Source organism: Tardiphaga sp. GW821-FHT12E02 (genome assembly GCF_058807155.1).
Genome location: NZ_JBXAQK010000001.1, coordinates 3,245,917 through 3,259,685, shown reverse-complemented (window position 1 = coordinate 3,259,685; position 13,769 = coordinate 3,245,917). Strand labels below are relative to the sequence as shown.

Below are 13,769 nucleotides of genomic sequence, written 5' to 3'. Positions count from 1 at the left end.
CCCCGGCAAATCTACGGACCAAGCAAACGGACCATTTCTCGGCTAGATGGTAATATCTGCAAGATTGCTGATGACGCGCGTCTTGCGGGTCGATTCCAGCGATCCATGCGCATCGAATTGCTTCAGCACCGAGAAATTCAACCCTGACGCATTCTCGACGGCCGCAATCGTCGTCTGAATGGTCCGCTTCTTCATCTCTTCGACGGAATACGGCGTCAGTCCAGTAAAGACTTTCGCTTCGTAGAGCGCCTTTATGTATTCGAGTTGTCCGACAACAAAGGCGGCAGCGACAATCTTCTCTGTCGTCTTTCTCAGCACTGCGATCTTCCAGAAGGTCAGCGGAATTCGCCATGGCCCGCCCTCGCGATGCTGGCCATAGAGCGGATCGTCATCGCGATAGATCGGCCCAGTAAACACCGAAAGCTTTCTCTCAGTGGTTTGCGCCTTGTCCAATATGTAATCTTCCAGATTGCCCCAGTCGGTGTCGTTGTATTTCTGGAATTGCGGGGCCGCGTTGGTGTAGTGAAATGTATCTTCCATACATTGCTCTATTTCAACTGCAGCACCTGTACCAATGGAGGTCGTCCAGCAGGGATCGAGAAGCCTCACCTGATGACCGCGGCTGAATGGAACGGGATCATCTCCCTTGTTCCTTTCGTAGAAATTTCCTGCAGGCTGATATTCGTCGGCAATGCGGACATCCCGGCGCCAGGTGTTCTTGCGCTTCTCGGGACGCATCAGATTTGCTCCGTCTATATTGACGGCCGTTAGCAGAGGAAATTTACGTGCCTTGTGAATGACGACCGAGAAATGGCGGTAAGCGAGTTCGTGTTTCGACGACTTCCCCAGCAACGGCGCTACATTGCCTTCTGCCAAAATCGGCGCGTAGATTTTCGCAAGTTCGATATTCGAGCCGGCACCGAGAAACGCAGGATCATAACCTTTTACGTTCGTCCATCTTTTGGCAGGTAGCGGCTTGTGATCGGCTTCGAAGGCAAGTTCAGCGCGCTCCGCGCCATCCGGCAAAGGCAGAAACCCCAACGCCACTCCCAAGCGGTCGAGAACGAGGTCAGCTTGCGGATTGTTGATACGGTCGCTTTGGAGCAACTCGAATATCGCGCTGACACGTATGCCCTCATTGGCAATCCAGATCGGCTCGGCATTTGGTCTGGTCGCATTTTTCTGCGGCGCCGGCACTGCCTTATGGTGCACGGCCAGAACCTGCCACTGATCGTTGAGCACCGGAGCGCCAGACGATCCTGGTTCGGTATCTGTCGAGTAGTGGATAAAATTTTCAACCTTGAGGCTCGCAGCAAGCTTCTTGTCTAGCTTGACGATCTGCGTGGACCGTATCGCGATCTGCTTAGGCTCACTGCCTGGGTGCTGAATAATCGTCACCCACTCGCCGTCCAGCGTCTTACCGCGGAGCGGCAGCAATGGCAGGCGCCCATAACGATCGAGTGAAACGCCTTGATCGGACAGCGGCGTCACCGCGACAAATGTGATGTCTAAATCAGGATTGGTGTAGAAAATCTCGTGAGGACGCAGATTGAAGCAGACGGGATTTTGCAGCACGCCATCGGCATCGTGTTCATAGCCGAATTGCGCTTCGCACTGGCTGGCTTCGTCCGCATCGCCCAACACATGATTATTGGTTACCAGCAAGCGTGGACCGACGAGGAAGCCCGTACCATACCAGGCGCCGCCATTGGTCGGGACTTTTATACGGCAAACAGCCGCCGCCGCGCGTTTGCCTAGGTCGAGAAAATTGATCGACAGCAAATCACTTCTGCCGATCAGTCGTTCCAGGCCGTTGGGATCGCTGCGCGGTGCCTGAATCAAACCCGCGCGCACATCAAGGTCTTTGTCCCGCTTTGCTCGATCAGCCCGCTTGTCTCGGCCCGCCGATGACGTCTTTCCGGACTCAGCCTGCCTGATGATTTTCTGGAGTTGAATTGCAAGTGCATGAGATGTGGTGGGAACAATGTCCCGCCGGTCGCTACCGCGCCGCGCATTCTGGATATCACGGCCGATCTGCATTCGCCCCTCCCCAAGGTCACCGCAGCCGGTCGGACAGATCCAGACCTCCGCCAGACCTTAATCTACCTTGGGTTGATGAATAGCACAACAACGCCATCTCTGACAGTCGGTGCAGGCGCGCAAGCTCGTCGGCGCGCTAAAGGGCGCAGCGGTTTGTCACCGCAGCGCCCTCTGGCATGTCGCTCAGCCTTTTACAAAAGCCAGCAGGTCCGGATTGATCACGTCCGCATGCGTCGTGAGCATGCCGTGCGGATAGCCCGGATAGATTTTTAGCGTGCCGTTCTTCACCAGCTTGGCGGACAGGACGCCGGCGTCCTGATAAGGCACGATCTGGTCGTCATCGCCATGCAGCACCAGCACTGGCACCGAGATGGCCTTGAGGTCCTCGGTCTGGTCGGTTTCCGAGAACGCTTTGATGCCCTCATAGTGCGCCTTGGCGCTGCCGATCATGCCCTGACGCCACCAGTTGTCGATCACGCCCTGCGAAACTTTCGCACCTTCGCGGTTGAATCCGTAGAAAGGGCCGGCCGGAAGATCGACGAAAAACTGCGCGCGGTTGGCAGCGAGCGCGGCGCGCAGGCCGTCGAACACTTCGATAGGCAGTCCCTCGGGATTGGCCTCAGTCTTCACCATGATCGGCGGCACGGCGGATACCAGCACCGCTTTGGCGACGCGGCCCGACGGCTCACCGTATTTGGCCACATAGCGAGCGACTTCGCCGCCGCCGGTGGAATGGCCGATATGAACGGCGTTTTTCAGATCGAGCGCCTCGACGAGCGCAAAGACGTCGGCAGCGTAGTGATCCATGTCGTGACCTTCGGAGACCTGCGCCGAGCGGCCATGGCCACGGCGGTCATGGGCAACGACCCGGTAGCCATTCTTGAGAAAGAACAGCATCTGCGCATCCCAGTCGTCCGACGACAGCGGCCAGCCGTGATGGAACATGATCGGCTGCGCATCCTTCGGCCCCCAATCCTTGTAGAAAATCTCCGTCCCGTCTTTGGTGGTGATGGTTGGCATATCGAGGCTCCTTGCTGGCTTGGAATCCGATCGGATCGAAAGGCGCCGCACCTGCAAGACGTTGAAACGCCCAAGAAATCCTGCAATCAGCGCCACCGTGACGTCAGTACATTGTCCGTTCCATCCGTGTCTTGGACATTCGTGCACCGCAGCATCGCGCAAAGAACAAGCAGATTGCTGCCCGCAATTGCGGCGCCTCTCCCGTATTTTGCCGTTGCCGCCTGCTATTTATTGTACTTATGGTCCAGTTATTGACTTGTCTCAATTGCGCGACGCGCAATGGCCATCGCTTTCTGGAAACTCTCGCATGAGCGTATCACCCGATTACGACATCTTCGACGCCGGAGACGTGACGCTGCAATCCGGCAAGGTCTTCAGCGACCTCAAGCTGGCTTACAAGACCTATGGCCGGCTCAATGCCGACAAGTCGAATGCCATCCTCTATCCGACCTCGTTTGCCGCCCAGCACTATGACACGGAATGGCTGATCGAGCCGGGCGCAGCGCTCGATCCGGAGCGTTATTTCGTCATCATTCCGAACCTGTTCGGCAACGGACTTTCTTCGTCGCCGTCGAATACGCCTGGCTTTGACGCGGACTATCCGACGATCACCTATCACGACGCCATCGCGGTCCAGCATCGCCTGGTCACCGAGCATTTTGGCATCCCGCGCCTCGCCATGGTCTATGGCTGGTCGATGGGCGGCATGCAGGCCTATCACTGGGCCGCGCGCTATCCCGACATGGTGGAACGTGCAGCCGTCGTCTGCGGCAGCGCTCGATGCTCGCCATTCAACACCGTGTTTCTGGAAAGCGTCCGCGCCGCGATCACCGCCGATCCGGCTTTTACCGATGGCCGCTTCACCTCTCGCCCCGCTGCAGGCCTGCGTGCCATGGGGCGTGTTTATGCCGGCTGGGCGATGTCGCACGGATTCTACCGCGACGAACTCTGGCGCGAGGGCGGCTTCACGTCGCTGGAGGATTACCTCAGCCGCTCATGGGACATGGCCTTTGCACATCGCGATGCCAACAACATTCTCGCCCAACTCTGGACGTGGCAGAATGGCGATATCAGCAAGTGTGCCGAATTCGGCGGCGACTTCAGCAAGGCAATGGCGGCCATCAAGACCCGCGTGCTGCTGATGCCGGGCGCCACCGACGATTATTTCCAGGTCGGCGATAACGAGGCCGAGCTGCCTTTGCTCACCAATGCGCGCTCGGCGGAGCTTTGCCCGATCCCCTCGCTGCACGGCCACCGCGCCGGCAATCCGATCAAGGTCCCCGCGGACAAGGCATTCCTGAACGCCAAGATCAAGGCTTTCCTCGACACATGACAAGCATCGATACCCATCATCACAAGCCCGTGCGTGCGCTGACGCCTGCGCAGCTCAAAGACCTGTCCATCCGCGCCAATCTGCCGGGCACCGTGCGGTCACTGAGCCATTATGGCGCGATCCTGGTCGTCGGTACCGCAATCTGGCTGACCGTCTCGCGCTATGGCGCGATCTGGGCGTTGCCGCTGGTTGCGGTCCAGGGCTATCTCATCGCCTTCCTGTTCATGCCCGTACACGAAGCCGCGCACAAAACGGTTTTCACCAGCCGTCTTGCCAATGAAATCCTCGGTCATCTCTCATCGTTTCTGATCGTGCATCCCTATGAGTATTACGCACTGTTTCACTGGGATCATCATCGCTTCACCCAGGATCCCGATCGCGACCCAGAACTGGTGACCGCGACCATCCCGTCATCGGATACCAAGCTGGCGATCGCCTATACGGGCATCATCCAGCTTACCAACCGCATCCGCCTGCTGCTTCGCCGCGCCTTTACGGGACAGGCTGTTGCGCCATGGATTCCGGAGAACAAGCGCGGCCTCGTCGTCCGCGAAGCGCGCATCTATGTGCTGGTCTATCTGTTGCTGTTGGCTGGATCGGTCGCCCTGCACACGACCATGCTGTTGTGGTGCTGGGTGCTGCCATTGATCGTCGGCCAGCTGTTCTTGCGGCCCTATCTTTATGCCGAGCATACCGGCTGCGAACATACCCGCAGCGCTTTCGAAAATACCCGCACCACTTACACCGGCGCCTTGATGAAGTGGTTCAGCTGGAACATGCCGTTCCATGTGGAGCACCACGCCTATCCGTCGGTGCCCTTTCACGCTTTGCCAAAGCTGAATGCCATCGTCGATGATCGCATCCTGCATCGCGGCCGCGGCTACCGCCGCGTTACCCGCGAGACCTTTGCCTGGTTTCGCCGCGCACGTGGCCTGTAGGGCGGGCACAGCGCAGCGTGCCCACCCTACGCACCTGACAATACCGACTTCACCAGTTTCCGCGCATGGTCAGCCGTGACAGCTCGAAAACCGAATGCGTCCTGATAAAACAGCGTTCCATAGATGCGATCATAGAGGTCCGTTGCGGGCTCCGGTGACGTCACACAACCGTCCTTCTGACCGGCCTTGATGATCGCCACCGTAATATCGCGGCGAGCGCTAAGATAGCGTTCCGAGAACATGCGCGCCGATCCCGTGCGCGCGATGCATTCGGCAATCACAGCCAGTTGCACCTTGCCGAACTCGCCGCTCAGTGCCGCGGCATAGGCCGCTGCGTGCCGACTGATGCGCGCAATGGCATCGCCGCTTTCCGGGATTGGCAACATGCTCGCCGCCTGCTTCAGGAAGGCATCGATCAGCAGTGCCTCGCGTGATGGCCACCATTTGTAGATGGTCATCTTCGACACGCCGGATTCGCGCGCGATCGCATCGATGGTTGCGGCAGTGAGACCATCGATTGCCATCATGCGATAGGCGCTGTCGAGAATCGCCTCTTCCGTTTCAACGGAGCGCGGGCGGCCGCGGCGGATCGGTTTGATATCGGACATGAAAGTCCTATAGCGCGAAATAGCGCGATCAAACAGCGGGACTGACGACATCCGTCAAAGGCAGAGCCGGCGCATCCGTGCGGCGCCCAAGCAACTCATAGACGCCGACCTCCCTGGCAAAGCCCTTCGGCTTGATGGTTGCCACACTGCGGAATGTGAAGCGGGCTTCGGCCGCGTCTTTCACGGCCTGGCTGACCAGCGCCCGCGTTGAGTAATCCTTGTTGAGCGTCTCCAGGCGCGATGCCAGATTCACCGTTGCGCCGAGTGCCGTATAATTCATTCTATCGGAAGAGCCGATATTGCCGATCATGGTATCGCCAACATGGAGCCCGAAACGCGTGTTGTAAGCCGGCCAGCCCTCCCGCTCGAACTCCTCGTTCAGAGCCTGATTGACCTCGATACAACGCAGCACCGCCTCGCAGGCCTGCAGGACATGGTCGTCATATTCGACGGGTGCGTTCCAGATTCCCATCACCGCATCGCCGATGAACTTATCGACCGTACCTTGATTTGCCGCGATGACGTTGGAGATCGCAGCAAAGTAACGCGACGTGTAGAGCATCACCTGCGTCGGATCTTTCTCCTCGGTCAGGCTGGTGAAATTCTCGACATCGGTGAACAGGATCGTCGCCTCGCGCCGCGTACCGCCGAGCTCCATGGAGTCACCGGTCTCCACCAATTGCTGCACCAGCCGCTTCGGCACGAAATGCGAAAAAGTCTGCACCAGCGAGCGCATCGTGTAGACGGAGCGGCCGAGATCGTCGATCTCGCGGATCGGCGACCGCAGCCGCGGCATGGTCGAGAAGCGGAAGCGCTGGATGCGATCCACCTCGCGCGCCAGAATGCGCAGCGACAGCGACAGCCGGTTGCCGATCAGGAAGGCCAGCGGCAATGCCGTCAGCAGCATCAGCATCGCGAAGATAATGAGCGAGCGCCGCTCGGCCACGATGTCCGAATAAAATTCATCGATGGGCGCAAAGACGATCACCCGCAGATCCGCCGTCCCGGCCACATTCACGGGCTGGATCGCCGCCAGATATTCGCGGCCGTTCGGGTCTTTGAAAAACTGTTCGGATTGCCCAGTCTTGCGCCAGGCTTCGATTGCTGACGACGCCCCTACTTTATCAACGTCCGCGAGGCGCGGCAGATCCGGCAGGCGATCGCCGGTCACCCGCGCGCCCAGCCATTTCGACAGATCGGGATGCGCAAGCACCCGGCCCGTTTCGTCGAACAGAAAAGCGACGCCGGATTTACCCAGCCCCTGTTGGCGCAGCATCGTCTCAGCTTCGCCGATCAGGATATCGCCGGCAACGACACCTGCGCCGTCGCCGCTGATGGGAAGGCGCAGCGTGTAGCCGACATTGCCGATCAGATGGAAAATGTAAGGTGCCGTGAGCAACGCAGCATCGGGCTCGAACGCGCCGGCATACCAGGGCCGCTTGCGCGGATCGTAGTCGTCCGGACCCGGCACTCGCTGCAGCACTCGCAAGGAGCCATCAATATAAGCCGTCGATGCCTGACGTGCGCCGGTCGGTCCCGACTTGACGATCAGGAACATCCTGAAAGCCGCCGCCTCCGGCGCCCCCATGCGCTTGCGGGCTTCGGGGCCCAAACGCTCGATAAAATCCATTTCGAGAAACGAGCCGTCGTCATAGCCCATGTAGAGACTGCCAAGCTGTCGGTTATTCCGCAGCATCGAGGCCAGCAGGTTGTAGAGGCGCTGGTTGTCGCTGATATCGGCGGCCTGGACCGACGGCATGCCGCGCAGGATATCGAGATTGTCGCGGACCGATTTCAACTGGCCATCGATCCGGTCCGCAGAGGATTGCGCCACCGCGCCGAGATAGGACGACGCGGCGGTGCGGACGATGGCGTTGACGCGGCTGAAGCTGAGATAGAGCAGCGCCAGCCCGACGGTCAGCACGATGCCGACGAACACCGCGATGATCGATGTCCGGAAACTGACGCGCCACTGCGTGTGTTTCATCACTGCGAGGCCGCCCGCGTTAGCAAAACTCGAACATTATCGGTGCTATGCGATTGCTCGATCGCCCAAGCATTATGCCGGCGTACCGCTGATTGCAAAGTTTAAGCGGTATCCGCATAGTCTAGGCGCGCAAGTGTTTAACCGATCATTAAGGAAGCAGGATATGGCGGGCGCCGATATCGATGTGGTCATCAGGCAGACCGCAAAGCAGCAGAACAAAACCATCCTCGCCGCCATCAAGGCACGGCGCGATCACTTCAACGGCCTCGCCGCCAAGGCGAAAGAGGCTGGCACCAAGGAGCGCTACAAGCAGGCCGCCAGGGATGTGACCGAGCAAGGCACCGCCGCCGCCCGCCGCCTGCAAATCTCCGCCGACAACGCCGCTGACAGTTTTGCACGGTCGATGCGGATGGCCGCGGAAGTCTCTGCAGCAAAGGCTGTCGCGGACGCTGCCAAGGCTGCGGAGAAGGTGGCCGAGAAGGCTCCCAAGCCGGCCAAGAAAGCTGCAAAGGCCAAGAAGGCCGCAGCACCCAAGGCTAAAGCCAAGCCGAAAAAGAAGAAGTCCTGAGCGCGACGCGGCGCGGTGATCCGCGCCGCTATCCTTGTCGAAGCTGGAGCAATTTCGCCTTGAAATGATTCGGCCTCAGCGAGAACTCCCTCATCCTGAGGAGCGGTCGTCTTCGACCGCGTCTCGAAGGATGGCGCCAAGCTCCATGGTTCGAGACGCGCACCAAGAGGCGCGCTCCTCACCATGAGGACTGAGTAGTCTCAATCCAAAACAGCTCTATCCCTGCAGGAACATGGCGAATGGCTCGTCCATGATCTTCTGCAGATGGGTACGATAGAGATCGTAGTTCGGCGTACCTGCTGCGATCCGTCCATAGCTTGGCTCAGCGATGCCCGCCATCGGCACATACGCGATAGGCGCCGCAATTGGCGTCAGCAGCGAGCCGCGCCCTGCCAGCAGCGTGTTGATGATCCCATACATCTCGCCGGCAATGGTCGGCCGCGACACCGTGATCAGGCGAAACTGGCCGTTGCGGTTGGTGACGAAATAGATGTGGCCGGACTGGTTCGGCACCGAGACCTCGCCAAACTGCGTATAGGCCGCATCCTGCCGCTCGGCCTCGCGAAACTCGTAGCAGGAGCCCATGGCGTCCCACGCGATCTCGGTGCGATAGGCATAGATCGATCCAACCTCGCCGAATGACGGCCGCAGCGTGACATAGGCGCCGGCGATCCAGCTCATGGAGCGCCGCGAATAGGCGCCAAGACTGTCGGGCGCGACATCGCCATTGCCGTTGCTCGCCACGGCGACCACCGGCGCATCCGCGCCCTTGCGCAGCGATACGCCGAGCGCTTCCTCCAAACGCACTGTTGTTGCGAGCGTAAAGGGCCGCCGGCCTCCCAGCGCTTTCTCCAGCGTGGAGATGCTGAGCTTGGCCTGTTCGGCCAGTGTCTGCCGCGAGATGCGGCGACGCGCGAGTTCCTCGCGAATGATGGCGGCAATTTCCCGGCTCTGTTCGTCGGAAAGCTGCTTGTCCGGCGTCTGCATCGTCATCCCTGTCATTTCGCCCAGTACATTAGCAGACGGACAACCCAGCACAAAACCGCACATGCCCGCATGGCCGGATGCGCATGTGCGGCGGTGAACGGCCAATCAATGCCGATCATCACGCTCGTCCGCCCGATCAGCGTCCCGCAAGACTTGGTCATCGCAATGCCTTCGGGAGTGCCTGACATGACCACCATCGATTACGACCACCACGACGCCGACGAGCGCGGCGTCACTGGGTTGCCGGACCTGATCGAACAGATATTGCTGTTCGCACTCGGCGGCGTCGCCGCGTTCCTGCTCGGCATCGGGCTGCTGCTGTTCGACCTCAGCCCGGCCTGGTCGGCCACAGGCGATGACGCGCCCCGCTCCGGCTCGCTCATCATCAAGTCGGAAACCGGCAACGCCGAAGCCACCCGCCTCGGCATCGATGTCGACCTCGGCGTGTCCGGCCCGACCATGCGCGCCCGCGTCACGCAAATCTTCCGCAATCCGACCAATGATTGGGTGGAGGCGACCTACATGTATCCGCTGCCGCAAGGCGGCGCCGTGGATACGCTCAAACTGGTGATCGGCGACCGCGTCGTGGTCGGCGACATCAAGGAGCGCGCACAGGCCCGCGCCATCTATGAGCAGGCCAAGCAGGCCGGTCAGAAAGCGGCACTGACCGAACAGCAGCGACCGAACATCTTTACCAATGCCGTCGCCAATATTGGCCCCGGCGAAACCGTGCTGGTGCAGATCGAATATCAGGAGCCGGTGCATCAGAACGGCAGCGACTTCTCGCTGCGGATTCCGATGGTGGTCGGCCCCCGCTACAATCCCGCACCGATCGTGCAGACCGTCGACCTGCGCCAGGACGGCGGCGGCTGGGGCACCGCCGCATCCGATCCTGTTCCGGATCGCGACCGCATCACCCAGCCCGTGCTCGATCCCGCGAAGCACGCGCCAGTCAATCCGACCACCATCACCGTGCGCCTGCAGGCCGGCTTCCCGCTCGGCGATGTCACCAGCCATCATCACCGCGTCAAGATCGATAGCCCCGACAGTGCCACACGCGTCATCACGCTGGCCGACGGCGCCGTGCCCGCCGATCGTGATTTCGAACTGAGCTGGAAGCCAGCCGCAGAAACCACCCCGTCAGTCGGCCTGTTTCGCGAACAGCTCGGCAAATCCGATTATCTCCTAGCCTATGTCACGCCGCCGGCCGCGACGGCTGAGCAAAAGCCGATGCCCCGCGAGGTCATCTTTGTTATCGATAATTCCGGCTCCATGGGCGGCACATCGATCACTCAGGCCAAAGCCAGCCTGACCTATGCGCTCGGCCGCCTGCAGCCGACTGATCGCTTCAATGTCATCCGCTTCGATCACACCATGGACATGCTGTTTCCGTCGTCGGTTCCTGCGGACAGCCAGCACATCAACAATGCCACGTCTTACGTCGGCGGCCTGGAGGCAAAGGGCGGCACCGAGATGGTGCCAGCCATGCGCGCAGCCCTCGCAGACGACACGAATGCTGACGGCAGCACGCTGCGCCAGGTGGTGTTCCTGACCGATGGCGCCATCGGCAACGAGCAACAGCTGTTCGATACGATCACCGCATTGCGAGGTCGGTCACGGATCTTCATGGTCGGCATCGGCTCGGCGCCGAACACATTCCTGATGACCCGCGCCGCAGAACTTGGTCGCGGCACCTTTACCCATATCGGCTCGACGGCGCAGGTCGAAACCCGCATGCGCGACCTGTTTGCAAAGCTTGAAAATCCTGTCGTCACCGGCCTCACCGCCTCGTTCTCGGAGGCCAAGGCTGATCTGACGCCGAACGCCCTGCCCGATCTCTATCGCGGCGAGCCACTGCTTCTTGCAGCACGCCTCGACAAGCTCGCCGGCAGCGTCACCATCAAGGGCCGCATCGGCGATCAGCCCTGGACCGTCACACTGCCGCTCGATCGCGCGGCTGAAGGCAAAGGTCTTTCCAAAGTGTGGGCACGCCGCATGATCGACGATGCGGAAGTGGCGCGCACGCTCAACAAGCTCAAGCCCGCCGATGCTGACAGCGCCATCCTGTCGCTCGCCCTCGAACACCAGCTCGTGACGCGGCTCACCAGCCTCGTGGCCATCGACAAGACGCCGAGCCGCCCTGCAGGCGAACCGCTCAGGCTCTCGGATCTGCCGGCCAACCTGCCCGCCGGCTGGGATTTTGCAAAAGTGTTCGGCGAGCGCCCGCAGTTGCCGAGACCGCCTGCCGAGCGCCGGGCCGAGACGGACGGCAAGCTGGTCCAGATCGCCACGTCGAAGCGGCCGCAGCCTGTGCAGATCGCGCAACCCGCCACCGTGCAACTGCCGAAGACGGCCACGAATGCGGAGCTGAAGATGATGCTCGGTCTCGTGCTGCTCTCATTGAGCCTGCTGCTTGTGATGTTGCGCCACCGTCGGATGATCCCCCGCTGACGGCGGCGATGGGAGCGGCCGTTTCCTCCCGGCGCGCGCGGCATCCCCGGCCGCGCGCGCTTTCCCTTCCCCATTACGCAAGGACATCGCCATGCTCCGCATCACCGCCGCTTTGTTCGCGCTGATCGGCGTCCTTCTCTTCGGCCAGGGTAGCTACATCCATGCCAAGGCCATGCTCGCGCAAGTGCTGCTCGAACGTGCCTTCACGGCGTCGCTCGCCACCGGCCACCCCGTCAAACCATGGTCGTGGGCGGACACCTGGCCCGTGGCACGGATCGAAGTGAAGCGACTCCACGCCGGCGCCATCGCACTGCATGGCAGCAGCGGACAGGCGCTCGCTTTCGGGCCCGGCCATGTGGAAAATACACCCGACGCCGGCGAGCCCGGCATCGCCGTCTATTCCGCCCATCGCGATACGCATTTCCGTTTTCTCGGTGACGTCGTGGTCGGCGACGACATCGACGTGACACGCAGCGATGGCCGCCATGTTCGCTATCGGGTCACGGGCACGTCCATCGTCCCCTTCGATGCGTCGGACATTGATGCCCGTGCCGATGAAACCGGATTGGCGCTGACCACCTGCTGGCCGCTCGACGCCATCACCGAGGGACCGCTGCGCTACGTGGTCCACGCAACCTTGCTGAGCGAGCAACCGACATCTCCGATTGCATTGCTCGATCCCGCACAGAAGAAGTAATCTGCATGCGCGAAGCGCGATCAAAACAGCGCCGCATGACAGGGAGTGAATGAATGGCGAAAGTGGCAATCGTGGGCTGCGGCGCGATGGGATCGGTCTATGCAGCCTTGATGGTCGATGCCGGCCATGAGGTCCACGCGATCACCGCATGGCCGGATCATGCCGAAGCCATGAACACCAAAGGCCTGCGCTGCGAGGGCATCAGTGGCGACCGCACCGTGCCGATCCATGGCGCAACCACCACCGATGGCATCGGCCCCTGCGATCTCGTCATCATCGCCACCAAGGCATTTGATGTGGAAGCCGCCGCGCAAAGCTGCGCGCCGCTGCTCGGCCCCGAAACCGTGGTGCAGACGATCCAGAACGGCCTCGGCTCGCCTGAAGTCGCTGCTCCCATCATCGGCGCCGATCGCATCGCCGTCGGCGTTGTCGGTGGTTTCGGCGCATCGATGCGCGGCCCCGGCCATGTCCATCACAACGGCATGGAGATGATCCGCTTCGGCAGTTATGCCGGCCTGCCAAAACAGTTGGTGCAAGCGTCAGCAACAATCTGGGAGTCGGCCGGATTCAAGGTCGCGCTGTTCGACGACATCAAGCAGATGGTGTGGGAGAAACTGATCATGAATGTCGCCTTCTCCGGCACGTCCTGCACCACCGGGCTGACTATCGGCGAGATCATCGATGATGCGGACGCGTGGAAAGTCGCGCGCGGCTGCGCCGAGGAAGCGATCGCGGTCGCCCGCGCATCCGGCATCACCCTCGATGTCGGCGATCCCGTCGCGCATGTGCGCAAGCTCGGCGGCAAGATCCCGCATGCCAAGCCATCGATGCTGCTGGATTACGAGGCCGGTCGCCGCTGCGAGATCGACGCCATCAATGGTTCGATCCCGCGCCTGGGCAACCCGCTCGGCGTGCCGACGCCGGTGAATGACACCGTGGTCGGCATTGTGAAGGCACGCGAGCGGAAGATGTTGGACTAGCCTCGCGGCCGTAGGATGGGTTGAGCGTAGCGAAAACCCATCAGTCCGACCATGTGGCGGAATCCGCCGATGGGTTCTCGCTCCGGCGCTTCGCGCCTCCGCTCAACCCATCCTACGAAAAACGGGCGCCGAAGCGCCCGTTTGAAAGTTCGAAACAGCC

Annotated in this window: 11 protein-coding genes; 6 read left to right on the top strand and 5 right to left on the bottom strand. The window is 61.0% G+C overall.

What is annotated here, in order from left to right:
- Positions 1-42 precede the first annotated feature (42 nt).
- Both AC1RQ5_RS15395 and AC1RQ5_RS15390 read right to left on the bottom strand, forming a co-directional pair.
- A complete protein-coding gene (locus tag AC1RQ5_RS15395; RefSeq protein WP_493200079.1) occupies positions 43-2,040 on the bottom strand; it encodes a DNA/RNA non-specific endonuclease in 1,998 nt (665 codons plus the stop codon).
- A gap of 183 nt (positions 2,041-2,223) precedes the next feature.
- Positions 2,224-3,060, bottom strand: coding sequence for an alpha/beta fold hydrolase (locus tag AC1RQ5_RS15390; RefSeq protein WP_493200077.1), 837 nt, complete (start codon positions 3,058-3,060; stop codon positions 2,224-2,226).
- 307 nt (positions 3,061-3,367) lie between these two features.
- On the opposite strand from AC1RQ5_RS15390, the gene AC1RQ5_RS15385 reads away from it, so the two are divergent.
- Both AC1RQ5_RS15385 and AC1RQ5_RS15380 read left to right on the top strand, forming a co-directional pair.
- Positions 3,368-4,393, top strand: a complete 1,026-nt coding sequence (locus tag AC1RQ5_RS15385) for an alpha/beta fold hydrolase (RefSeq protein WP_493200076.1) — start codon at positions 3,368-3,370, stop codon at positions 4,391-4,393.
- Entirely contained in the window at positions 4,390-5,331 is a 942-nt protein-coding gene (locus AC1RQ5_RS15380) for a fatty acid desaturase (protein ID WP_493200074.1), read from the top strand. Before AC1RQ5_RS15385 ends, AC1RQ5_RS15380 begins: the two co-directional genes overlap by 4 nt.
- 26 nt (positions 5,332-5,357) lie before the next feature.
- Here the strand turns inward: AC1RQ5_RS15380 and AC1RQ5_RS15375 are convergent, their stop codons facing one another.
- Positions 5,358-5,939, bottom strand: a complete 582-nt coding sequence (locus AC1RQ5_RS15375) for a TetR/AcrR family transcriptional regulator (protein WP_493200073.1) — start codon at positions 5,937-5,939, stop codon at positions 5,358-5,360.
- Positions 5,940-5,967: 28 nt separating this feature from the next.
- The gene (locus tag AC1RQ5_RS15370; protein ID WP_493203442.1) at positions 5,968-7,926 is read right to left on the bottom strand and encodes an adenylate/guanylate cyclase domain-containing protein; all 1,959 of its coding nucleotides are present in this window, start codon (positions 7,924-7,926) and stop codon (positions 5,968-5,970) included.
- Positions 7,927-8,089: 163 nt separating this feature from the next.
- Here AC1RQ5_RS15370 and AC1RQ5_RS15365 point away from each other — a divergent pair, with 163 nt between their 5' ends.
- Entirely contained in the window at positions 8,090-8,494 is a 405-nt protein-coding gene (locus AC1RQ5_RS15365; RefSeq protein WP_493200072.1) for a hypothetical protein, read from the top strand.
- A gap of 216 nt (positions 8,495-8,710) precedes the next feature.
- Here the strand turns inward: AC1RQ5_RS15365 and AC1RQ5_RS15360 are convergent, their stop codons facing one another.
- On the bottom strand, positions 8,711-9,481 hold the full coding sequence (locus tag AC1RQ5_RS15360) for a helix-turn-helix domain-containing protein (protein WP_493203440.1): 771 nt from the start codon (positions 9,479-9,481) through the stop codon (positions 8,711-8,713).
- A 186-nt stretch (positions 9,482-9,667) separates the two neighbouring features.
- Between AC1RQ5_RS15360 and AC1RQ5_RS15355 the strand changes: the two genes are divergently transcribed.
- From AC1RQ5_RS15355 to AC1RQ5_RS15345, 3 genes are all read left to right on the top strand, one after another.
- On the top strand, positions 9,668-11,932 hold the full coding sequence (locus tag AC1RQ5_RS15355; protein ID WP_493200070.1) for a marine proteobacterial sortase target protein: 2,265 nt from the start codon (positions 9,668-9,670) through the stop codon (positions 11,930-11,932).
- Between the two features lie 91 nt (positions 11,933-12,023).
- Complete coding sequence (locus tag AC1RQ5_RS15350; protein ID WP_493200068.1) at positions 12,024-12,629, top strand: class GN sortase; 606 nt, start codon at positions 12,024-12,026, stop codon at positions 12,627-12,629.
- A 53-nt stretch (positions 12,630-12,682) separates the two neighbouring features.
- The gene (locus AC1RQ5_RS15345; protein WP_493200066.1) at positions 12,683-13,609 is read left to right on the top strand and encodes a ketopantoate reductase family protein; all 927 of its coding nucleotides are present in this window, start codon (positions 12,683-12,685) and stop codon (positions 13,607-13,609) included.
- The last annotated feature ends 160 nt before the right edge of the window (positions 13,610-13,769 follow it).